This window comes from Actinosynnema sp. NPDC059335, assembly GCF_042752395.1.
Classification (GTDB): Bacteria; Actinomycetota; Actinomycetes; order Mycobacteriales; family Pseudonocardiaceae; genus Actinosynnema.
The window spans coordinates 7,544-29,392 of the sequence record NZ_JBHYXZ010000066.1; the positions used below are offsets into that span (position 1 = coordinate 7,544).

23 protein-coding genes are annotated in these 21,849 nt (G+C 74.1%); 8 read left to right on the forward strand and 15 right to left on the reverse strand.

Annotated features, from left to right (window positions below; all coding sequences use genetic code 11):
• Window positions 1–918 (forward strand): MFS transporter (locus ACFXGA_RS21175; protein WP_378090390.1); only part of this gene is annotated, 918 nt, incomplete at its 5' end.
• On the opposite strand, the gene ACFXGA_RS21180 is transcribed toward ACFXGA_RS21175, so the two are convergent.
• From ACFXGA_RS21180 to trpB, 3 genes are read right to left on the reverse strand one after another with little or no spacing between them, the layout of a single operon-like run.
• Window positions 866–1,645: a GntR family transcriptional regulator gene (locus ACFXGA_RS21180; RefSeq protein ID WP_378090392.1), complete on the reverse strand. Its 780-nt coding sequence runs from the start codon at window positions 1,643–1,645 to the stop codon at window positions 866–868. The genes ACFXGA_RS21175 and ACFXGA_RS21180 overlap by 53 nt on opposite strands.
• 19 nt (window positions 1,646–1,664) lie before the next feature.
• Window positions 1,665–2,441, reverse strand: a complete 777-nt coding sequence (trpA, locus tag ACFXGA_RS21185; RefSeq protein WP_378090394.1) for a tryptophan synthase subunit alpha — start codon at window positions 2,439–2,441, stop codon at window positions 1,665–1,667.
• Window positions 2,438–3,604: a tryptophan synthase subunit beta gene (gene trpB / locus ACFXGA_RS21190; protein WP_378090467.1), complete on the reverse strand. Its 1,167-nt coding sequence runs from the start codon at window positions 3,602–3,604 to the stop codon at window positions 2,438–2,440. Before trpB ends, trpA begins: the two co-directional genes overlap by 4 nt.
• Window positions 3,605–3,762: 158 nt before the next feature.
• Between trpB and ACFXGA_RS21195 the strand changes: the two genes are divergently transcribed.
• The 3 genes from ACFXGA_RS21195 (at window position 3,763) to ACFXGA_RS21205 (ending at window position 6,613) form a co-directional block, all read left to right on the forward strand.
• Window positions 3,763–4,218: a hypothetical protein gene (locus tag ACFXGA_RS21195; protein WP_378090396.1), complete on the forward strand. Its 456-nt coding sequence runs from the start codon at window positions 3,763–3,765 to the stop codon at window positions 4,216–4,218.
• A gap of 197 nt (window positions 4,219–4,415) precedes the next feature.
• Window positions 4,416–4,937: a GNAT family N-acetyltransferase gene (locus ACFXGA_RS21200; RefSeq protein ID WP_378090398.1), complete on the forward strand. Its 522-nt coding sequence runs from the start codon at window positions 4,416–4,418 to the stop codon at window positions 4,935–4,937.
• Between the two features lie 233 nt (window positions 4,938–5,170).
• Complete coding sequence (locus tag ACFXGA_RS21205) at window positions 5,171–6,613, forward strand: flavin monoamine oxidase family protein (RefSeq protein WP_378090400.1); 1,443 nt, start codon at window positions 5,171–5,173, stop codon at window positions 6,611–6,613.
• A gap of 168 nt (window positions 6,614–6,781) precedes the next feature.
• On the opposite strand, the gene ACFXGA_RS21210 is transcribed toward ACFXGA_RS21205, so the two are convergent.
• Window positions 6,782–8,176 (reverse strand): FAD-binding oxidoreductase, encoded by a 1,395-nt coding sequence (locus ACFXGA_RS21210; RefSeq protein WP_378090402.1) that lies wholly within the window; start codon window positions 8,174–8,176, stop codon window positions 6,782–6,784.
• A 402-nt stretch (window positions 8,177–8,578) separates the two neighbouring features.
• Here ACFXGA_RS21210 and ACFXGA_RS21215 point away from each other — a divergent pair, with 402 nt between their 5' ends.
• On the forward strand, window positions 8,579–9,952 hold the full coding sequence (locus ACFXGA_RS21215) for a toll/interleukin-1 receptor domain-containing protein (RefSeq protein WP_378090405.1): 1,374 nt from the start codon (window positions 8,579–8,581) through the stop codon (window positions 9,950–9,952).
• On the opposite strand, the gene ACFXGA_RS21220 is transcribed toward ACFXGA_RS21215, so the two are convergent.
• From ACFXGA_RS21220 to ACFXGA_RS21255, 8 genes are all read right to left on the reverse strand, one after another.
• The gene (locus ACFXGA_RS21220) at window positions 9,949–11,154 is read right to left on the reverse strand and encodes a hypothetical protein (RefSeq protein ID WP_378090407.1); all 1,206 of its coding nucleotides are present in this window, start codon (window positions 11,152–11,154) and stop codon (window positions 9,949–9,951) included. The genes ACFXGA_RS21215 and ACFXGA_RS21220 overlap by 4 nt on opposite strands.
• Complete coding sequence (locus tag ACFXGA_RS21225) at window positions 11,151–11,939, reverse strand: hypothetical protein (RefSeq protein WP_378090409.1); 789 nt, start codon at window positions 11,937–11,939, stop codon at window positions 11,151–11,153. Before ACFXGA_RS21225 ends, ACFXGA_RS21220 begins: the two co-directional genes overlap by 4 nt.
• 9 nt (window positions 11,940–11,948) lie before the next feature.
• Entirely contained in the window at window positions 11,949–12,809 is an 861-nt protein-coding gene (locus ACFXGA_RS21230) for a hypothetical protein (protein ID WP_378090411.1), read from the reverse strand.
• Window positions 12,810–12,838: 29 nt separating this feature from the next.
• Window positions 12,839–13,378 carry a hypothetical protein gene (locus tag ACFXGA_RS21235; protein WP_378090413.1) on the reverse strand — a complete coding sequence of 180 codons (540 nt, stop codon included), beginning with the start codon at window positions 13,376–13,378 and terminating at the stop codon, window positions 12,839–12,841.
• A complete protein-coding gene (locus ACFXGA_RS21240; RefSeq protein ID WP_378090415.1) occupies window positions 13,375–13,839 on the reverse strand; it encodes a hypothetical protein in 465 nt (154 codons plus the stop codon). Before ACFXGA_RS21240 ends, ACFXGA_RS21235 begins: the two co-directional genes overlap by 4 nt.
• A gap of 100 nt (window positions 13,840–13,939) precedes the next feature.
• Window positions 13,940–14,701, reverse strand: coding sequence for a CPBP family intramembrane glutamic endopeptidase (locus tag ACFXGA_RS21245; protein ID WP_378090417.1), 762 nt, complete (start codon window positions 14,699–14,701; stop codon window positions 13,940–13,942).
• A 160-nt stretch (window positions 14,702–14,861) separates the two neighbouring features.
• Window positions 14,862–15,422 (reverse strand): GNAT family N-acetyltransferase, encoded by a 561-nt coding sequence (locus tag ACFXGA_RS21250; RefSeq protein WP_378090419.1) that lies wholly within the window; start codon window positions 15,420–15,422, stop codon window positions 14,862–14,864.
• Between the two features lie 36 nt (window positions 15,423–15,458).
• Window positions 15,459–16,316, reverse strand: a complete 858-nt coding sequence (locus tag ACFXGA_RS21255; RefSeq protein ID WP_378090421.1) for a maleylpyruvate isomerase N-terminal domain-containing protein — start codon at window positions 16,314–16,316, stop codon at window positions 15,459–15,461.
• Window positions 16,317–16,774: 458 nt separating this feature from the next.
• On the opposite strand from ACFXGA_RS21255, the gene ACFXGA_RS21260 reads away from it, so the two are divergent.
• A complete protein-coding gene (locus tag ACFXGA_RS21260) occupies window positions 16,775–17,521 on the forward strand; it encodes a hypothetical protein (protein ID WP_378090423.1) in 747 nt (248 codons plus the stop codon).
• A 108-nt stretch (window positions 17,522–17,629) separates the two neighbouring features.
• Here the strand turns inward: ACFXGA_RS21260 and ACFXGA_RS21265 are convergent, their stop codons facing one another.
• A complete protein-coding gene (locus tag ACFXGA_RS21265; RefSeq protein ID WP_378090425.1) occupies window positions 17,630–18,355 on the reverse strand; it encodes a GAF and ANTAR domain-containing protein in 726 nt (241 codons plus the stop codon).
• A 243-nt stretch (window positions 18,356–18,598) separates the two neighbouring features.
• Here ACFXGA_RS21265 and ACFXGA_RS21270 point away from each other — a divergent pair, with 243 nt between their 5' ends.
• Together ACFXGA_RS21270 and ACFXGA_RS21275 are read left to right on the forward strand one after the other, a co-directional pair.
• On the forward strand, window positions 18,599–19,603 hold the full coding sequence (locus ACFXGA_RS21270) for an RNA polymerase sigma factor RpoD/SigA (RefSeq protein ID WP_378090427.1): 1,005 nt from the start codon (window positions 18,599–18,601) through the stop codon (window positions 19,601–19,603).
• A gap of 73 nt (window positions 19,604–19,676) precedes the next feature.
• Window positions 19,677–20,051, forward strand: coding sequence for an STAS domain-containing protein (locus ACFXGA_RS21275; RefSeq protein WP_378090429.1), 375 nt, complete (start codon window positions 19,677–19,679; stop codon window positions 20,049–20,051).
• Here ACFXGA_RS21275 and ACFXGA_RS21280 read toward each other — a convergent pair whose 3' ends face one another.
• Together ACFXGA_RS21280 and ACFXGA_RS21285 are read right to left on the reverse strand one after the other, a co-directional pair.
• Window positions 20,052–21,380: a DJ-1/PfpI family protein gene (locus tag ACFXGA_RS21280; RefSeq protein WP_378090431.1), complete on the reverse strand. Its 1,329-nt coding sequence runs from the start codon at window positions 21,378–21,380 to the stop codon at window positions 20,052–20,054.
• 5 nt (window positions 21,381–21,385) lie between these two features.
• On the reverse strand, window positions 21,386–21,790 hold the full coding sequence (locus tag ACFXGA_RS21285) for a hypothetical protein (RefSeq protein ID WP_378090433.1): 405 nt from the start codon (window positions 21,788–21,790) through the stop codon (window positions 21,386–21,388).
• Window positions 21,791–21,849 lie beyond the last annotated feature (59 nt).

Consider the following 21,849-nt stretch of genomic DNA (forward strand, 5'->3'; position numbering starts at 1 on the left):
GTCGTGCACGCCCTCGGGGCGGTCACGACGAGCTTCCCCGTCCTGTTCGCGACCAGGATCGTCGCCGCGGTCGCCAACGCGGGTTTCCTCGCGGTCGCGATGTCCGTCGCGATCGCCCTGGTGCGCCCGGAGCGGCAGGGCAGGGCGACCGCCGTGCTGCTGTCCGGCATCACGCTGGCGTGCGTCGCGGGCGTGCCGGCGGGCGCGCTGCTCGGCGACCGGGCCGGGTGGCGGTGGGTGTTCTGGGCGGTCGCCGCCCTGTGCGTGCCCGCGTTGGCGCTGGTGTTCCGGTCCGCGCCCGCCGACGCGGCCGACCGCCGCGACGTGGCGGTCCGGCGGGAGGCGCGGGCGTTGCGGTCGCCGGTGCTGCGGCGGGCGCTGCTGCTCGCGGTCCTGGTCAACGGGGCCACGTTCGCCACCTTCGCCTACCTCGCGGTCGTCGCCGTGGACGTCGCCGGGTTGCCCGGCGGTGCGGTGCCCGTGCTGTTGGCGGCTTTCGGCGCGGGCGCGTTCCTCGGCGTCACGGCGGCGGGCCGGCTCGGCGACGCGGCGCTGCGGCCCGCGGTCCTCGCCGCCCTGCCGGTCGGGTGGGCGGCGCTGGCCCTGACCGGCTCGCACGCGCCGCCGCTGTTCGCCTTGGCGGTGGTGCAGGGCGCGTTGTCGTTCGGCGTGGGCTCGGCCCTGGTCGGCCGGGTCGTGCGGGTGGCGTCCGACGCGCCGTCGTTGGGCGGGGCGTTCGCCACGGTCGCGCTGAACCTGGGCGCGTTCCTGGGGCCGCTGGCGGTCGCCGTGGCCTCCGGTGCGGTGGGGGACTACCGCGCCGCGCCGTGGGTCAGCGCCGTCCTGGCGGGGGCGGCGCTCGCCGTCACCGGTGTCCGTAGGCCAGGTTCGTCCCGGTCACCGCGCGTTCCGCGGTGATCACGGTGTCGCCGACGAGCAGCGCGCGGTCGTCCACGAGCGGCGTGCCGTCCTCGCCCCGGCTGAGGCGGCTGCTCAGCAGGGCGGGCGAGCCGGGCTCGCGCCCCAGCACCCGCGCCTGCCCGGCGGTCAGCGCGACCGCCTGGATGGTCTCGCTCGCCTGCCGCACCGGTCGCCCCGACTCCGCGAGGAGCCGGTACAGCGACTCGTGGCGCAGGGCGTCCACGCCGATGCCGAACTCCTCGGGCAGGTAGGACGTCTGCAACAGCAACGGGACGGACCCGCCGGCGGGAGGTCGGGTGCTGCGCAGCCTCTCGACCGCCAGCACCCGACCTCCCCCGGCGAGGCCCAACCGCGCGCCCACGTCGCCCGGCGGCACGACGAGCCGCGCGTCGAGCACCTCGGTCTCCAGCTCGATGCCCTGCTCCACCAGGTCCTGCGCCAGGCTGCGCAACCCCGTCAGCCCGTAGGCGAACGCGGGCCGCCGCACGAACGTGCCGACGCCGTGCCGCGTCTCCAGCAGGCCGTCGGCCTCCAGCGCCGCGATCGCCTGCCGCACCGTCATCAGCGAGACGTCGAACTCCTCGCCCAGCTCGCGCTGCGCGGGCAGCGGCGCGTCCGCCGGGTAGCGCCCGTCCGCGATCCGGTCGGCCAGCGCCCGGTAGATGGCGAGGTACTTGGGCAGGCGCGCCCCGTGCCCGCGGCCCGTGCGCCGCCCGTCGTCCACCGGTGCGAACCCCCGACTCTCAGCCCCCGACGGAGGATAGCGCCCGGCGGAACGCGGCCACCTCCTCCACGACGTCGGCGACGGGCGCGCCGTCGACCAGCATCCGCATCAGGACCGAGCCGATCACCACGCCGTCGGCGTCCGCGCACGCCCGCACCGCGTGCTCGACCGTGGAGATGCCGAAGCCGGTCACCACGGGCAGGTCGGTCACGGCCTTGAGCCGCCGGGCGTTCGCGCCCGCCGTCGCGGCGAGGTCGGCGCGTTCGCCGGTGATCCGCATCGAGCTCATGCAGTAGACGAACCCGGACGACGCCCGCGCGATCTCGCGGCACCGGTCGTCGTCGCAGGCGGGCGCGGCCAGCAGCACCCCGGCGATGCCCAGCTCCGCGGCCCGCGCCAGGTGCTCCGCCGACTCCTCCAGCGGCAGGTCCGGCACGATCACCCCGCGCACGCCCACCGCCGCCAGGTGGTCGAGGAACCCGTCGGCCGTCGCCACGTTGGCGTAGGTCATGACGACCAGCGGCACGTCGAGGTCGAGGTCGGCGAGGTCGTCCAGCAACGCCCTCGGCCGCCCGCCGCGCCGGGCGGAGAGGGCCGCCGCCCGCTGCACCGTCGGGCCGTCGAGCATCGGGTCGGAGAACGGCAGGCCGATCTCGACCGCGTCCGCCCCGGCCTCCGCCGCGCCCCGCACCAGGTCCAGCCAGTCCGGCACGACGCCGGCCATCACGTACGGCACGAGCAGCCGCCGACCGTCGGCGCGGGCGGCCCGCAGGTGGTCTGCCACGGTGTCGGTCATCGCAGGTGCTCCCTGATCTGCTGGACGTCCTTGTCGCCGCGGCCGGACAACGTGACGAGCACCGTCGAGCCGACCGCCAGCTCGCCGGTCGCGGCGGCGTCCACCACCCACGCCAGCGCGTGCGCCGACTCCAGCGCGGGCAGGATGCCCTCGGTCCTCGTCACCAGCCTCAACGCGCGCAACGCCTGCTCGTCGGTGACGCTCGCGTAGTGCGCGCGGCCGGTCTCGGCGAGGTGCACGTGCTCCGGGCCGACGCCCGGGTAGTCCAGCCCGGCGGAGATCGAGTGCGCTTCGAGGACCTGGCTGTCCTCGTCCTGCAGGAAGTGCGAGCGGAACCCGTGCAGCACGCCGGGCCTGCCCTTGTCGACCGCGCTGCCGCCGGCCGCCTCGACGCCGACCAGCCGCGCCGGGGTGTCCACGAACCCGGCGAACGTGCCCGCCGCGTTCGACCCGCCGCCCACGCAGGCCACGACGACGTCCGGCACGGCCGCCGCCAGCCGCTCGGCGCACTGCGCGCGGGCCTCGTCGCCGATGACGCGCTGGAACTCGCGCACCATCCACGGGTACGGGTGCGGGCCCATGGTGGAACCGACGCAGTAGTGCGCGTGCCCGGTCTCGGCGACCCACGCGCGCAGCGCGCCGTTGGTCGCCTCCTTCAACGTGCCCGTGCCGCTCGCGGAGGCGACCGGCACGACCTCGGCCCCGAGCAGCTGCATCCGGAAGACGTTCAGCTCCTGCCGCCGGACGTCGGTCTGCCCCATGTAGACGGTGCAGTCCAGGCCCAGCAGGGCCGCGGCCGTCGCGGTCGCCACCCCGTGCTGGCCCGCGCCGGTCTCCGCGATCAGCTTGCGCTTGCCCGTGCGCCGCGCCAGCAACGCCTGCCCGAGCACGTTGTTGATCTTGTGCGACCCGGTGTGCGCCAGGTCCTCCCGCTTCAGCAGCACCCGCACGCCCAGCGCCTCGGACAACCGCGCGCAGTCCGTCAACGGCGTGGGCCTGCCCGCGTAGGTGGTGAGCAGCCGGTGGAACTCCGCGGTGAACGCGGCGTCCGCCCACGCCTCGCGGAACGCGGCCTCGACCGCCCGTGCGGCGGGCACCAGCGCCTCCGGCAGGTACCGCCCGCCGAACCTCCCGAACCGACCGGCCGCGTCGGGTGCGCGCATCAAGCCGGTCGTCACGACCTCGTGGAATGACACTTCTAGAACTCTAGAACTGTGGTGCGGCTGTGGCAAGTGGGTGACCGTGTCGCCGCACGGCTCCGGAGGCGGTCGGCGGCGGCTACGGTGCACGCGGACCAGGGCCTGCGTGGCAGGAGGACCGCATGCCGGAGCAGCACGACGCGTTCGCCGAACCGCCCCGGACCGCCGAAGTCGTCGCCGCGCACGCGGAGGAGGTCGCGCTCCAGCGGTTCCGGGCGACTTACGACCCCGGCCGCCGGCCCGACCTGGCCAGGGCGCTGACCGACCTGGCCGCCGTGCACGACGCGGCCGGCCGGCGCCTGGACGCCCTCGGCCCGGCCGAGGAGGCCGTCGCCGTCCACCGGGACCTGGTCGCCGACGACCCGGCGCGGCTGCCCGCGCTGGCCGCGGCGCTGGACGACCTGGGCGTGCGCTGCCACGAGGTCGGCAGGTCCGCGCACGCGGTCGCCCGGTCGCGGGAGGCGGTGGACCTCTACCGGCGGCTGGCCGACGCGGACCCGGCGTACCGGCCGCACCTCGCCGCCGCGACCGCCAACCTGGAACGCCACCGGCAGGCCCGCGAACCGCGCACCAGCTGAGCGACCGGTCCGTCGACCACCTCGCGGGCGGAACCGGTGCTGCGGGTGTGGGCCGGTGCTGCGGGTGTGGGCCGGTGCTGCGGGGGTGAACCGGCGCTGCGAGAGCGGGCCGGCGAGGTGGGAGTGAACGAGCGGGGGCGGGCAGGATGCCGTGAACCGCGTTCCGCCGATCGGGGCGCGCGGGCTACCGTGCGTCGGTGGACGTGGACATCAGACGCGGCGACCTGGCCGACCTCCCCGCGGTCATGGCGATGCTGGACGGCGCGGTGGCGTGGTTGACCGAGTCCGGCCGCACCGGGCAGTGGGGGAGCGAGCCGTTCTCCGACCAGCCCGGCCGCGTGGAGGGCATCGCCGGGAAGATCCGCGAGGGCACCGCCTGGATCGCCGAGGTCGACGGCGTCCCCGCCGGGGCGATGACGCTGGCCCCGAAGCCACCGAAGTACGTGATGCCGGCCGACGAGCCCGAGGTGTACGTGACCCTCCTCGTCACGTCCCGCTCCCACGCCGGGCTCGGCGTGGGCAGCGCCCTGCTGGCCCACGCCCGTGACGAGGCCCGCCGCGCCGGCGTGGACCTCCTGCGGGTGGACTGCTACGCGGGCTCGGACGGCGAGCTGGTCGCCTACTACCGGCGCAACGGGTTCGAGCCCGTCGAGCCGTTCACGGTCGGCGCGTGGCCGGGGCAGCTGTTGGCCCAGCGCGTGCTCACCACACCGCGATAACCACCCGACAGGTGGACGCGCCACCCCGTTCGGAGGCAACACCGCTTCGCCCGGCTCCGCAATTCTGCGTTCTGGGGCGGGATTTCCGGCGTTTCCGCCGGAAATCGACTCACCCCATCAGGGCGTTGGCCGTAGGTTTCGCCCCGAGTACGGTTTGATCTCGAGGATGGCCACCTCTCCTGTCAAACCGTCCGCGGCGCGTCCGCGGCCCCGATCGGGTGTGAGGTGGACTCATGGCGTTGGACGCGCTCGACCTGCTCAAACAAGGTCTTCCGGACAGCTCGGCCCCGCGGCGGAAGATCGTCGTCGTCGGCGCGGGAATGGCCGGGTTGACCGCGGCCATGCTGTTGAAGGAAGCCGGTCACGAGGTCGTCATCCTCGAAGGGCAGAACCGCCTGGGCGGGCGCATCCTCACGCACCGCGGTTTCGCGGGCGACATGTACGGCGAGTTCGGCGCGATGCGGTTCCCGCAGCAGCACCCGATGGTCTCCTGGCTGATCGACGAGAAGTTCAAGCTCGCCACGAAACCGTTCCCGATGTACGACGAGGACACGTTCGTCTACCTCCAGGGCAAGGGCGTGCGGCGCAAGGACTTCAGCGCCGACCAGTTCAGCTTCGACCTGTCCTCCGCCGAGGCCGACCAGGCGCCCCACGAGCTGCTGCGCCGCACCGTGCAACCGCTGATCGACATCATGGAGCACGAGGACGAGGCCAAGGCGTGGCACCGGCTGCTCACCGACTACGACCGGTACACCCTGCTGGGCTACCTGAAGGAGCGCGGCCTGAGCGACGGCGCGCTCTCGATGCTCGGCCCGCTGTTCAACCTGGAGGGTCGCTACCACTTCTCGCTGGTCGAGTGGTTCTCGCACTTCTACGAGGACGTGTTCGGCCACCTCGTGTACATCGTGGACGGCGCGGACTCGCTGCCCAGGGCGTTCGAGCCGATGCTGATGGACGACATCCGCCTCGGCGCGCTGGTGCACGCCATCGACCAGGACGACAGCGGGGTGCGCGTGCACTACCGCGCCGGTCGGCGCACGCAGACCGTCACCGCCGACGAGTGCATCGTGACGGTCCCGTTCGCCAGCCTGCGGCACATGGAGATCCAGGGCCTCGACCCGGACAAGTGGTACGCCATCCGCAACACCTACTACGGCCGTGCGCACAAGCTGTTCATGCAGTTCAGCGAGCGGTGGTGGGAGAGCGGGTACGGCATCACCCACGGCCTCACCGTGACCGACCTGGCGATCCGCAACATCGTCTACCCGCCCGCCGGCCAGGACACCCGCTTCCGCAAGGGCGTGATGATCGCGTCGTACTGCTGGGAGCAGGACAGCATGCCGTACACGCCGCTGGCCGGCGAGGAGAGCGTCATGCAGGCGCTGGAGGACCTGGTCAAGATCCACCCGGAGGCGCGGGACACGTTCGAGTTCGGCGTCTACAAGGACTGGGCGCTCGACTGGTTCGCCTGCGGCATCGGCCCGCTGTTCCGGGCGTTCGAGATGAGCGAGACGTTCTACGAGGACGTGATCCGGCCGGTGAACCGGGTGTGGTTCGCCAACGACGCCTGCGACCGCCGGCACCGGCGGTGGGTGGAGGGCGCGCTCAAGGCGGCGGTGAAGAACGCGTTCGCTATCCACGAGGGCATGCGCGACGAGATGCCCTGGAAGGACTGAGCGGGCCCACCGCGCCGGCCGCTCCCGACGCCTTCGTCGCTCCGCCCGCACGACGTCCCGACCACTCGGTGACGGGTTCTCGTGGAACGATCACCCGGTTCCACGAGAACCCGTCCCGCAAGGGGGTTCACGCCTTCGACCGGCCCGTCGAGACGGTGGACGACGCGGTCACGGGTGGATGTTCTTGTTGAGGTGCAGGAAGTTGGTCGGGTCGTAGTGGCGTTTGAGCGCGCTCAGGCGTGCGGTTTTGCCCGGCCCGTAGGCGTCGGCGACGCGTTGTGCCGGTTCGTCGGCGTCGAGGAAGCCGGGGTGGGTGCGGCGGTCGGTGAACGGGGCGAAGGCGTTCCACGCCTCCCGCGTCCACGCGGTGTGGGCGGCGGTGTCGCCGGGGTCGCTCCAGGTGGACTGGAACATGCAGAAGAACCGGGCGTCGCGGCCGGGGAACGCGGTGCCGTCCTCCGGGACGTGGGCGACGGCGCCTTCGAGGTGCAGCAGTTCGACGATGCACAGGGGTGACACGACCCTGTCGGCTTGGTGGACCAGGGCGGCGATGGCGTCGTCGCCGAGCTCGGCGAGGTAACCGGCGCGGATGCTCTGGCGGTAGCCGTAATCGCCCGCGGGCATGCCGTCGAACATGCTCTGCAGCGTCGTGTAGGGCATGGGAGCGACGAGGTCGGCCGCCGGCGGGCCGAATCGGCGCAGGGGGCGCAGCGCTTCGTCGGCGTCCTCGGGCGGGCCGCTGTGGCACACGCCGATGGCGACCGCCGGTCTGCCGTGCAGGGATTCGGGCAGTCCCGGCATCGGTGGCGCGGTCAGGGCGATGACCGTGGAGGTGACCGAGTCGGGTTCGACGGCGGCGTAGTCGCGGTAGAGGGCCAGGACGTCGGCCAGCCGGTCGCCCGGGTACACCAGCAGCCCGGCCGTGACCTCGCGGACCGGGTGCAGGCGGAACTCGAACTCGGTGACGATGCCGAAGTTGCCGCCCCCGCCGCGCAGCCCCCAGAACAGCTCGCTGTTGTCGTGCTCGCTCGCGGTGAGCAGTTGCCCGTCCGGGGTCACGACGTCGACGGAGAGCAGGTTGTCGACGGTGAGGCCGTGCTTGCGCATCAGCCAGCCCATGCCGCCGCCGAGGGTGACGCCGGCGACGCCCGTGCCGGAGCACTGCCCGCCGGTCGTGGCCAGGCCGAACGCCTGCGTCTCCCGGTCGAACTCGGCCCACGTGAGCCCGGCCTGGGCACGGGCGACTCGCCGCACCGGATCGACCCGGACGCCCTTCATCGGCGACAGGTCGAGCACGACGCCGCCCTCGCACACGCCGTTGCCGGCCACGTCGTGTCCCCCGCCGCGCACCGCCACCTCGACGTCGAACTCCCGCGCCACCGCCAGCGCGTGCCGGACGTCGGCCACCCCGCGACAGCGGGCGATCACCGCCGGACGGCGGTCGGCCACGGCGTTCCACACCACGCGCGCCCCGTCGTACCCGGCATCGCCCGGCAGGAGCAGCTCACCGCGAAACCCGGCGCGGATGGCGTCCGCCACGGCCCGCCCTTCCCGATCCGCCACGGCTCCTCCGATCGTCGGACGCCCGCCGGCCGGACCACCGGCGCACCGGCGCGCGCCGCGGCGACCACCGGGAGGGCAGCGTAACCGCGTACCGCGCCCGAACCGCCCGACGTCGCCCGATCAGACCCACGGCAGGTGAAGGCGAACGATCGTCCCGTTTCCCGGGATCGGTGGTCACCAGGTGTCACCTCGACCGCCCCGGTACGGGGAAGACCTGCCCGTTCGAGGAGCCGGTCGGCGTCCCCACCGCGTGGGTGGTCGTCGGGCCGGTGTCGCGCCGTGGGGCCGGACCGGGCCGGCCGACGAGGGCACTCCGCGATCCGGCGCAACGAAAGGGCGCGTCGGGGCGACCAACCAGATGAGTGCCCGTGATGCGTGCTGCCCGGACCGGAGGGCGTGACCATGACCATCTTCGTCAGCTACACCAGGGCCGACGAGCCCGCGGTGCGCGCCCTCCGGGACGACCTCGACCGGATGGGGCACCAGGTCTGGCTGGACCACGAGATCCACGGCGGCGAGCTGTGGTGGCGCGAGATCATCCGCACCATCCAGGCCGCGCGGGTGTTCGTGTTCGCGCTGTCGCAGGCGTCGTGGAAGTCGGTGCCCTGCCACGCGGAGTTCGACTACGCGCAGCAGCTCGACCTGCCCGTGCTGCCGGTGCAGGTGGGGCCGCTGGACAACCTGCGGATCCCGATCATGGAACGGCAGCTCGTGGACTACCGGGAGCGTGACGCGGACGCGATCGTGGCGTTGGCGGGCGCGCTGACCGAGCTGACCGCCCGCCCGCGCGTGCTGCCGAACCCGCTGCCCACGCCGCCGAAGGTGCCGTTCGAGTACCTCTACCGGATCGCCGAGCTGCTGGGACCGCAGCCGATCGCGCCGGAGCGGCAGGAGATCATCATCGGGCAGCTGCGGCGGCACCTGAGGACGGAGCGGGACGAGATCGCCCGTGCCGACATCCTGAAGCTGTTGCGGGAGTTCCGCGAGCGCGGCGAGATCACCAACCTGAACTCGCGGGAGATCGACGAGATCCTGGCGAACGTGGAGCCGGCGGAAGGGCTGCCCGAGGGGGTCACCTGGCTGTCGGCGGCCGACCACTGGCGGAGGAACCCCGTGGTGATCGGCCCGCCGAAAGATCCGGAGGACGACGCGGCGGAGAGAGCCGAGGGAGTCGAGCAGGATGCGGGCGAACCGCCCGAAAGCATCGAACCCGTCGAGGCCGGCGAGTCGGCCGGGACCGCCGGAACGGGCGGTGCGCCGGCGTGGCTGCGGGGCGCGGTGGAGGCGCAGCGCGCCGCTCCGGTGACGAAGGAAGCGCCGTCCACCACGCCCTGGTGGCAGGGGGACAAGCCCCGACCGCCGGAACCGCCCGCCTCCGCACCACCCGCCGCGCCCACACCGGCTCCGGAAGCCGCCTCCGCCCCGACATCGCCCTGGCCCACCGCATCGACCCCGACCCCGGCGCCCGGTCCCGGTGCGGTGGCGGGCTCGGCGGAGGAGGGCGGTGCGGGCTCCGAGGCGGCCGTGGCCGACGCCGGTTCCCCGTTGGCGTTCGTCAGTGCGGTCCTCGGCGCGCCGGGCATCCCGTTCCTGATGCTCACGGGCACGGGCAGGCACCCCATCGCCGCCACGGTCGCGTTGTCCGTCCTCACCGGACTGGTCCTGGGCGTGCTGGCGGTGAGGCGGCAGGTGCCGCGAGCCCGCGCGGCCCTGGTCATCGCGTCGGTCGGCCTGCTCGGCGTGGTCGTCTACCTGGTCGTGCCGCACGCGTCCTAGCCCGACCGCGCCCGCCGCACGGCGGCGCCGATCGCCCACGCGAGCAGCGCCGCCATCACGCCCCCGCCCACCGCGCCGTCCGGGTCCGACCCCGGGGCGAACAGCAGGCCGACGCAGGCGAGCACGCCGACGAGCAGGGCGACCACGAGCACGCTCACCCGCCGTCCCGCCGGCTGCGGCTCCACCGCCGCCCACCAGTCGCCTTGGCGCGGCCGGACGGGGACGGCGGGCGTGGCGACCGGCGGCCGCGGGACGGGCACGGGCGCGGGCGCGGCAGGCGCGGGCGTGCGTTCCCACCACGGCGTGACGCGCGGCGCGAGCAGCTCCGCCATCCCGGTGCCGGCGACCCACCCCGGCGCGCAGCACCACTGGAGCCGGCGGGCCACGTCGTCCACCAGCGGGTCGCGCAACGCGGCCAGGTGCGCCCAGACGGGCGTGGCGAACGGCGGCCGGTAGTCCTCCTGGTCCAACAGCAGGTTCTCGCCGGTGTGGAAGGCGGACCAGCCGCTCGGGTCGCGCGCCAGCGCCAGCAGCGACAGGTAGATCACCAGCCCGGGGAACGTGTCCATCCACCGACCCCACGGCCGGTGGGCCGGCTGGTAGTTGCGGTGCCCCGTCTCGCCGGGCGGCGGCGTGCCGGCGAACCGGGGGATCCACGAGCAGTCGAAGTCCACCAGCCGCAGCCCGCCGCCCCCGTCCACCAGGACGTTGCCGTGCTGGAGGTCGCCGTGCGCGAACCCGGCCCGCTGGAGCCGCGTCACGAGGTCCCGCCACGACACCGCCAACGCGGCCAGCGACGCGGTGTCCCCGCGCGCCACCAACGCCTCCACGTGCCGGTTGAGCGTGTGGCCCTCGACCCACTGCATCCGCACCACGGGCCACTCGCGGCCGTTGACCCGGATTCCGCCGTCCACCCACCGCGGCAGGGCGACCGCGTCCGCCAGCCCGCTCGCCGTGAAGAACTCGTGCAGCGCGCCGTAACGCTCGCCGCTGGACACGTCCTCGCGGGTGAAGAACCGCAACGCCTGCGCCTGCCCGTCCGCCACCGCCTTGAACACCACGGCGCTCGTCCCCGCCGCAGGCATGGGCACCCCGTACCGGGGGTGGACCACCAGCTCCAGCCCGCGCAGCTCCGCCGCGACGAAGCAGTCCGGGCGCTGCACCGCCTTCACGTACTCCTCGGGCGTGGGGTAGCGGGTCACAGGCACACCACCAGGTGCGTCGCCGGCGCCCGGTCGAGCCGGACCCGCATGAGGGTGACGTCGTCGTTGACCATCTCCCGCGCCGCCCGCGCGCGGGTCACGAGCGCGCGGAACGCGTCCGGGTGGTCCAGCGCCGCCAACGCGGCCCACGAGCCCGGCCCGTCGGCCGCGGCGGCCCACTGGGCGAACGCGTCCGTGGCGAGGTAGAGCGAGTCGCCGTCCAGGAGGTCGCCCTCCGCGAACGACGCCCGGCCGATCACGTCCGCCAACCCGTCGGACCCGGTGGGCAGGCCGTCCGGGTTGGACCCGAACTCCTCGGGCGACAGGGGCGGGAACTGGGTGACGACCCGACCCCCGCGGACGTGGAACAGCACGGCGTCGCCCAGCGCGACCGCCGACCAGCGCGGACGCGGCCCGGCGAGGTCGAGCAGTTCGCAGCCGAGGAACGTGGCGAACGAGCCGACCGTGGCCTGCTTGAGCCGTTGCAGGTCCGTCGCGCCCGCCAGGCGCGGGTCGTCCCGCCACCGGCGCTGCGCCTCCGACACCCACCGGTGCAGCGCGGTCGGGGTGAGGTCGGGAGCCGGGCCCTGGTCGCCGACGAAGCCCGCGACCAACTGCTGCGCCCAGCGCGCCGAGCCGAAGCCCTGCGTGGCGCCGTCCGCGACGGCGAACCGGGGCCCGCGCCCGGCGTCGTCCGCGGGCGCGGCGGCCGCGCCGTCCTCCCACTCGGCCTCGGCGTTGCCGTGCTTGGGCGCGAAGAACACGACCTGCCGGGTGTGGATCACGACGACCCCCTATCGCGTGCGGTCCGGGACCCTGGTCCCGATCTGGAGCACCCGCAGGAGGGTCGAGCGGCCCACGTTGAACGCCAGGCCGCGCGCCCCCGGCCGGACGTCGTAGCCGTCGACCCGGGCGTTGGCCACCATCGGCCCCGGCAGCGGGCTGCTCAGCGCGAACAGCTCCGGGCCGGGCGGCGGCAGGCCGTCCGCGCCGGACGGGAACACGATCTCGGCGACCTCGGCGGGGGAGAGGAAGACGTTGAAGAACAACGTCGCGCCGTCGTTGGTCTCGATCGACGTCAGCCGCCGCACCCACTCCTGCAACGACGCGCCCTCGTACGGGCTGTCGGTCACCATGCCGTCGGTGATGTTGATGACGATCGGCGGGAACGAGTCCGGGTGCGCGGCGGCCCAGTCGAACACGTGCCCGCCCGCCACGGCGATGGCCTGGCACATGGGCGTGCGGTAGCCGTGCACCGGGTCCACCCACACCGGCATCCGGGCGTTCACCGGCATCAGGTCGATCGACGGTTCCTCGCGCACCGCCACGGGGTGCTCGGCCAACTCCGGCAGCGGCACCAGCCCGCGCCCCGCCAGCACGCCGCCGAACGCGGACTCGACGCCCTCGCCGGGTTCGCCGAGACGCGCGCCGTAGCTGAAGATCCCGACGTCGAAGTAGTGCCGCACCGGGGCGTTCACCTCGGCGGTCGCCTTGATGCACATGTCCAGCAGGATGTTGTTCACCGCCAGCGCCGCGCCGTCGGCGAGCGACGCCCCCGTGCGGCCCCAGGCGAGCTTCATCGAGTCCGAGCGGTCCAACAGGATCACCACGCACCCCGGCGTGGACCGCGACACGGACTGCCGGTACTGCTCCACAACGCACCCCCTCCTGCTCGGCCGTCACGTCATCGGGTCAGGTTGCGGCGGACGACCGTCGTCGGCCACGGCGCGTCCGGCCGCCACTCCCACCGGTGGCCGCAGTTCGGGTTGCGGCAGTGGAAGGCGTAGCCGTCGCCGTGCTGCGCCACGTCGAGGCGGAAGTCGCCGCAGCGCGGGCACTGCGCCACGACCGCGCGGTCCACCTCGTAGCCGTCGTCCGCTCGTCCGGTGTGGACGGTGGGCGGGGCGGTCGGGCGTGCCTCGGTCCACCAGGTCCGGTCGGCCGCGGGCCGCGGTCCGACGGCCGCCGGGGTCGGCACGGGCTCCGGCGTCGGTCGCGGCGTCCGGTGCGGTGACGGGGGCGGTGTCGGTTGCGGTGACGGGACCGCTGGGAGTCGCGGCCGTCGACCGGTGGTCAGCACCCCGAGCGCGAGGACGGTCCCGAAGACCGCGCCGGTCGCCACGACGAGGGCCGAGCGCCACAGGTCCGCTCCCCAGGGCAGCACGCCGATCACCGCGCCCGCCACGGCGCACCCGACCGTCACGGCCCCGCCCCGCGCGGTCACCTGCCGGTCTCCGTCCGGGCGACGACGAGGTCCGCCTGCTGCTCGTCGTCGAGCGGCGGCCAGCAGGCGAAGTCGGCGAACTGCTTCGCCGGGTCGGGGGCCGACCACCCCTTCGGGAGCTTCACGCAGACGGTGATCGGCTCGCCCGACGAGGTGATGTGGATGCGGGCCCCGGCGTCCACCGCCAGGGGGGACCCGTCGCCGCCCAGCACTGTGACGGGGACGCGTGCCAGTTCGGTGGCCGGGGACTGATCGGCGGTCACCAACCGGAGGTCGAGCGGACGCGGGGTGACCGGAGGCGGGTCCGGAGGTGGCGCCGGCGCGGGCAGCAGCCACCCGATCAGCGTCGCCACCAGGAACGCGATCACCAGCGCGTACCCCGGGGCCAGCCGGCGGCTGCGCCACGCGGCGCGCGGCTCGGCCCGGTTCCGGGGTTCGGCGGTGCTGCCCGACGTCTGCACCTGGACCTCCGCGCGGAGTTTCGGCGTGTACTCCGGGTATCGCGGAGGATCATGCGCTCGTGTCGCGGTGTCCCCTGAACGGGTTAACGGGGGCGGTTCGTCACCCCACCGTGCCCGTGGTGACCAGGAGGAGGCCGATGGCGGGCAGGAGGTTGTTGGTCTGGTGCGCCACGACGCTCGCGAGGAGGTTGCCGGTGAACATCCGGGCCAGGCCGATCGGGATCGACAGCACCAGCAGCAGCGGTGTGCGCAGCAGTTCCAGGTGGGCGACCGAGAACACCAGGCTGGTCACCGCGAACACGACCCAGCGGTTCCAGCCCAGGCGCTCCACCGCGCGCCACAGCACGCCCCGGAACACCACCTCCTCGGCGAGGGGCGCGACCAGCCACACGACGAGGAACGCGACCACGGCCGCCGCCGGCGCCAGCTCGCGCCCGGCGAACGCGTCGCCCACCGCCGACGAGGCGTCGTCCGCGCCGACCCAGGCCGCCCACAACGCCGCCGCCGGCAGCGTCAGCGCCAACCCGCCCAGGCCGAACCCGAGGCCGATCGCGAGGTCCTTGAGGTCCCAGCGGACCGCCAGCTCGCGCGTCGCCCGCCGGGCGCGCGGACCACCGCCCAGCCAGGCGGTGCCGAGCACTCCCACCAGCGCGGCCGACGACGTGGGCACGACCAGCAGCGCCAGCAGCCGGCCGTCCTCCAGCCCGCCGCCCGTCGCGTCGTGGGACAGCAGCACCAGGACCGACACGGCGAGCATGGTGACCTGGGTGGCGAGGAAGACGGCGAGCAACGTCAGGCCGGTCCGCGGGTCGCGGGTCCGGACGGGCGCGGGGTGCGGGTCGGCCGGGGCCGGCGCGGTCACGCGTTCGGGGTGGGGAGGCGGGCCGATCTGCTCATCGCTCACAACCGTGGATAACCCGTGCGTGCCGCGAGGTCAACTCGAGACCGGGTGGTCCGGCAGGGCGGTGCCGTGGTCGCGGGTCACCCTCGGCCGATGCCGGTCGTCTCCCAGCGGATGCCGGTCAGCCGCGCGGGAAGGCGGGCCGGCGGAAGCGCCACCGCTGCTCGCCGTCGTCGCGGAACTCGCCGGTGGCCCGCATGCCGATCCGCCGCGCCACCGCCTCGCTGGCCAGGTGCTCGGGCGCGATGTGGGCGTGCACGTCCCGCGCGCCGCGCTCCACCAGCCACCCGATCACCGCCGCCGCGGCCTCGGTGGCGTACCCGAGCCCCTGGAACGGCACCCCGACCACCCAGGCCACCTCCGCCGCGAACCCGCCCGCGCACTCCGTCGTGGTCGCCTGCACGGAGCCGACCGCCGCGCCGTCCGCGTCCCGCCGCACGACCCAGTTCAGCCAGCCCTCACGCCCGTCCTCGGAGTGCGGCCGCTCCCACCGCCCGTACCGGGCCACGAGGTCGGCGGCCGTGGGCGGGGCGCCGCCGATGACCGCGTACAACGCCGGGTCGCCCAGCACCGAGGCCATCTCCTCGGCGTGCTCCACCCGCACGGGTTCCACCCGCAACCGCGCCGTCCGCACCACGGCGTCCTCCGGCCAGCGGGCCGGCACCACCACCGGTCGATCCACGTGTCACCCCCGACGTCACGTGCACCCTAATCGCCGTCACGGCGAACGCATGCCCCGCAGGTAGCGGACCGCGGCCCACGGGCGCAGGCCCAGCGGGCGCACCTTCCCCGTCGCGATGGCCCGCGTGAGGCTGATCCGGCGGAAGACGGTGAGCATCATCGCGGTCGGGTCGAACAGGATCCGCGCGTCGAGCCGCCGGCCGTCGGGCGGCTCGACCCGCAACCGCCCGTGCCCGCTGGTCAGCACGACCGGGGTGGTGTGCCGGGAGCGGAATTCGAGGGTGACGCGGTCGCCGCCGCCCGCGCCCGCCAGCAGCCGGCCCGACTGCCCGCCCAGCATCGGCATGAGGAACAGGTCGAAGGCCAGCGCGGCCTCGTGCGCGGCGATGTCCCACGGCACGTCCAGCGCCCGCGCGATGTCCAGCCCGTGGATCAGGATCTCGTTGAGCTGGTGCGCCACGTGCGCGGCCGCGGGCAGCCGCGCGCCGCCCAGCCACGGCCGCGGCTCGCGCGGGTCGACGTCCCGGGCGCGGGCGAGCAGCAGGTCCACCTCTTCGAGCAGGGTGTTGGCCACGACCTCCGGCGACCGCTCGGGGAAGGCCGCCAGGGACAACGCGTTGAGCCGCGCGAACCCGCCCAGGTTCGCCTCCTGCCACCCCCGGTCCAGGTCGGGTTCGTCGAGCGGGGCCAGGTCGCCCGCGATGAGCCCGGCGTTGAGGCGGCCGACGATCGCGACGTGCGCCGCCGTGTCGGCCGCCGACCAGTCGCCGATCGTGCGCCGGTCCGGCGTCCGGCAGTCCAGCAGCAGCCGGCTGAACCGCGTCGCGGCGCCGGCGAGGGCGTCACGGACGTCCTGCCACCGCCGGTCGGTGATGTCCGGCTCCACGAGTAGCACCCTCCCGCACCGTCGACGTCACCTCACCGAGCGTAGTCAATCGGGCCCCGCCGGACTTCCGCGTGCGTGCCCTACCGCCCGCACGGCTCCGGCACGCGGCGCAGGCCGACGTCCGGCGGCTCGGTCGCCGAGTCGAGCACCAGGTGCGGTTCGGCTCTCCCAGGTTTCATCCGCAGCACGTGCTCCCATGACACCGCCCGCGGCCGGCCGGGATCCCCGCGCCCGACCACTCCACGGAGAACGCCGGCAGCCCCGCCGCGCCCCCTTCGGCGGGGCGCCACCGGGAAGGTGCCGCTCACCGGGTGGCGGCGCGCACACCGGTTTGATCACGGAATCGGTTCCCGGTCGATCACCGCTCGTGCCGAGCGCGACCGCAATAGAGCATCATTCACAAATTGCGGTGTGCGCTAGAGTGCCTGTGTTCCGCATCACACTTCCTCGAACGCGAAGGGCCGGCAATGGCACCCAAAATCGCCCCGAATTCCGATCCCGTCCTCGTCCAGCGTTATGACGAACTCTACAACAACAGCGACGCGTTCAAGTCGCGCCTGCACAACGTCGTCACCACCAGTCGTGCCCTCACGCTCGTGTCGGTCGCGGGTGTGGGGGACGCGAGCTACGAAGCGGCGACCAACACCATCAGGGTGTGGCAGCAGAACGCCGGCGGCCCGAAGACGAACACGGAGATCCGGGACGACCTCTTCTTCGAGCTGCACAACGCGAAGAAGGCGATGGCCTTCGCCGACATCAGCGGGCTCAAGGGCTACAACGTCTCGTCGTTGACCAACGACGTCAAAAAGGCCGCGGGCTACGCCCTGGCGGTCGAATGGGCGGAGTGGAACAACGTCGCGGAGTGCGTCATCCTCAACGACGTCGTGAACGCGCAGGCGGCCGGTGCGGGGCCGTTGTTACACACCCCGTCCCCGTTCCGCGCGCCGTTCGCCGCCCCCGGTGACAACTGGATGAAGTTCGAGCACTACCTCGCCGACCAGATCCGGACCGGGCACACGGGGCATTACGACGCCGCCGCGTCGAACCCGACCTGGATCGGCAAGGAAATCCTCAAGCAGGTCGCCGCGAAGAGCCGGGACACGGTGGAGGTCTACCCGAACGAGTTGACCCCGCCGCCCGGTCGGCAGCCCAGCATCAACTTCCGCGGCAACCCGTTCCTCTGGGACCTGGTCAAGAACCTGAAGCTGCGCTAGGTCGTCCGCAACGCGTCGGCACGACCGACCGCCAAGCCATCGGACCGTGAGCACGGTCGAGTCCGCGTGCGCTCCACCCGGCGACCGGCGGTGCTGTCGTGCGGCCCGTCAGTCCTCGGACCGGCGTTCGCCGCCGGCGCGGGCGGGGAGTTGGCCCGTGTGGGCCAGTTGTTCGGCCAGGTCGCGCAGCTTCATGTTGCTCTGCTGGCTGACCCGGACCAGCACGGAGAACGCCTGGTCGGCGGTCAGCTTGTGGCGTTCCATCAGGATGCCCTTGGCCTGGCCGATCAGGTCCCGCGTGTGCACGGCCTCCGCCAGGTGGTCGCGCTCCTGCGCGGTGGCCAGCGCCACGGCCGCGTGGCCGGCGAACAGCAGCCCGACGTGGTGCGACTCCTCCTCGAAGGCGTGCGCCTCCGGCGCGTAGAGGTTGAGCGCGCCCAGGTCGTCGCCGTCCATGTAGAGCCGGAACGACAGCATGCTCGTCACGTCGAACGCCAGTGCGCGTTCGGCGAACAGCGGCCAGCGCGACTCGTCGGCGAGGTCCGGCGCGCTGACCACCTTCTGCTGGTACAGCGCGGTCAGGCACGGTCCCTGGCCGGTGGCGTACTGGATCCGGTCGACCTCGTTCGGCACGTCGTCGGTCGAGGCGACGGTGCGCACCTCCCGCTTGCCCAGGATGGTCATGATGCCCGCGTGCCGCGCGCCGGGGATGGTGCCGACGGCGGTGCGCACGATTTCGTCCAGCGTGTCCTGGGCGTTGTTCTGCCGGTGCAGCGCGCGGGACACCGCGTTCAGCCGGGCCGCCAGGTCCTCGCCGGTCGTGTCCACCGCCATGCGCCACCTTCCGTGGGTCGAGGTCCCAGCATGTCGCGTGCGGCACGTCACGTCCACGTGAGGGGTGCGCCCCGAGGGTTGGAATACGAGCCGGAAGCGTTCCGTTGAAACGGCTGTCGGCCCTGCCCGAGGTGCGCGGGGCGAAAGTCGTCCGAAGCCGCCGTGTCGGCGGACGACCCCACGAAGTCCCTGGCTCGGGCACGCCGTGCGTGCGTGCGCGAGCGCGATGCCGCGAGGAGAACCATGCCGGTGACGACGGACATGCCCCGACAGACCCGCCCGACCGCTCCCGCCCGGACGGCCGCGCAGCCGCGCGAGGGCGCGGGGGACGCCGACCTGGTTGGCCGCTACCTGCGCGAGCTCGCCGCGACGCCGCTGCTCACGGCGGACGAGGAGGTCGTGCTCGCCAAGCGCGTCGAGGCCGGCGTGTACGCCGCCGAGCTGGTGCGGCGGTCCGACGAGGGCGAGAGCCCGGCGCTGGACGCGGAGCGCCGCCGTGCGCTGCGCACGGTGGTCGAGGAGGGCCGCCGGGCGAAGGACCACATGATCCGGGCCAACCTGCGCCTGGTCGTGTCGGTGGCCAAGAAGCACTCGTTCCGCGGCCTGCCGCTGCTGGACGTGGTGCAGGAGGGCAACCTGGGCCTCATCCGCGCGGTGGAGAAGTGGGACTACGTCAAGGGCTTCAAGTTCTCCACCTACGCCGTCTGGTGGATCCGCCAGGCCATCGAGCGCGGCCTGGCCGAGCAGACCCGCACCATCCGGCTGCCGATGCACGTCCACGAGGAGGTCGGCAAGCTGCGCAAGGCCGAGCAGCGACTGCGCCTGGAGGCCGACCGCGAGCCGACCGCCGAGGAGATCGCGGCGGCGGCGAAGATGCCGGTGACCCGGGTGGTCGAGCTGCTGGCCGCGAGCCGCGCCACGCTCAGCCTGGAGGCCCCGGTCGGCGACGAGGGCGACGCGTCGGTGGCCGACCTCATCGAGGACGCCGAGGCCGTGCACGCCCACGAGGCCGTCGAGCAGCACCAGTTCGCCGAGGAGCTGCGTGCCCTGGTGCGCACGCTGCCGGAGCGGCAGGCGCGCATCGTGACCCAGCGCTACGGCCTGGCCGACGGGCAGGCGCACAGCCTCCAGGAGCTGGCCGACGAGCTGGGCCTGACCAAGGAGCGCATCCGCCAGCTGGAGAAGGAGTCCCTTCGCCTGCTGCGCGACCCGGAGCGCCACCGGGCGCTGCTCGCGTGGGCGAGCTGAGCCCCCTTCGGTTTGCGCGTCGCGCCCGGCGGTAGCAGGGTCGGTGGCGCGGCGACCGCGAGGAGGGCCGGTCATGGACGAGCACCCGCACCCCATCCACCACACGACCACCACCGCGCTGGACGGCGACATCGTGCTCGTCAGCGTGTCCGGCGCCATCGACGCGGCCTCGCAGCCCCCGGTCGCGACCGAACTCGACCAGGTGTTCGAGTCGCGTCCCGCCGGGGTGGTGCTCGACCTCGGCGGGGTCGACTTCATGGGCTCGGTCGGGATCGCGATGCTGGTCAACGCCCACCACCGGGCGTCCCGGCTGGGCGTCCCGTTCGCGGTGGTCGCGAACAGCAGGCCCGTGCTGCGGCCGCTGCGGATGAGCCAGGTCGACGGGGCGCTCGCGTTGCACGACTCCGTGGACGCGGCGGTCGCCGCGGTGCGGCTGGTGTCCACCTGATCACGCCGCCCTCAGCCGCCTGACCAGGGCGGTCGCCGCGAGCACGCCCAGCAGGGCGAGCCCCAGCGGCCGCAGCGACCGCGTCCACGGCCAGGCCGGGCCGTCGAGCGCGAGGTGGTCGGTCGGGTACTCCAGGACCCTCGCCGTCCACGTCGCGGTGGCCACGTCGGTGGTGCGCGCCAGGTCGCGCAGCACGCCGTCGAACGGGAAACCCGGCTCGGCGTGCACGTAGACCGGCGCGAGGTCGGCGAACGGGTCCGCCACGCGCTGCCGCGCGGCTTGCGCGCCCGGCACCACCAGCCGGTCCAGCCCGCCCGCCGCGGCGACCGGGTCCGCCCTGGGGACGAACGTCAGCCCGTGCCGCGACCGCACCGGCCCGACGCCCGGCGCGACGGACAGCGTGCGCACGGCCAGCGACTGGCCGTAGGTGTCGAACACCGAGGCCAGTTCGATCTCGCCGACGCCGTCCGACAGCAGCACGCCGGCCGTGTCGCGGTCCCAGCCGAACGCGGTGTTGAACCCCACGACGGCGTCCGCCGGCCGCAGCCGCGCCTGCGCCAGCGCGGCGGCGGTGCCCCGGTGGTAGTGGCGCCACCCGGTGTCCTCGGCCGCCCGGCGCGCGGCCTCCGGTCCGACCAGCCGTTCCACCACGCGCAGCGTGCCGTCCACCCCGGACAGGATCCCGGCCGTGGTGACGACCTCGCCGTCGTCCACGTACCGCGTGCCGCGGACCCAGCGGACCTCCGGGTGCTCCTCCTCGAACGAGTCCACGCGCAACCAGTGGGCCGTCGCGTCGCGCCCGTCGAGCAGGCCGGCCGACGCGAGCACCCCGGACCCGTTGCACACGCCCAGCACCAGCGCCCCGGCCGCCGCCTGCCGCGCCAGCCAGTCCTCGACCGGCTTCGACGTGGGCTCGCCCACGTCCGGCATGGCGGGCACGACGACCACGTCCGGCGGCTGCGCGCCGAGCAGGTCGGCCAGCCCGGCGAAGGTGAGGTCGGGCACCAGGTCCAGCCCGCCGGTCAACGGCTTCGGCCCGGCGGTGGGCGCGACCGCGTAGACGTTGAACGCGCCCGTCGTGGCCAGGACCTCGTAGGGGGCCAGGGTGTCGGACACGACGGCGCCGCGGTCGCCCACCACGACCACGGCGGTCGGCCGGTCCGGGTCGTGCGCCACGGGCGCCGGCGGCGGTGCGGAGCGGTCCGTGCGCGGGGCGTTCAGGTCGTCGAACGCGGCCAGCGCGGTCGGCGTGCCCAGGGCGGCGGGCAGGGCGAGGGCGGCGAACACGAACACCAGCGCGGTGGCCGCGGTCCGGGTCGGCGCGCGCATGGCGCTCAGCACCCGTACTCGTGCCGGCGGCGCAGCATCGCGGCCAGCATCGCCGGGACCATCAGCACGTGACCGGCCGTCATCAACGCCATGGCGGACAGCGCGCCGGCCCAGTGGAACGGCAGCAGCACCGCGAACGGCACGTACATCGCGGCCGACATCTCCGCGACGGACGCCCAGCCGTGCCGGCGGACCCGCATCCACACCGCCATGCCCAGCGCCATGTTCGTCGCCATCACCAGCACGTGCGCGGTCACGTTGTCGTCCAGGCCCGGCCACGCGAACGACCAGACCGGCTCCAGCGCCACCATGCCCACCACCATGGCGACGACCATCTCCAGCAGGTGCCGGGCGAAGCGCAGCACGGGACGCGGCCGGCGCGTCGTGGTGGTCGTCGGTTCCGGGCTCATGTCGGTTCCCTCCGTCGCGATCGGTGTCGTCACGACGGGATCCTCGGCCGACCGGGGTG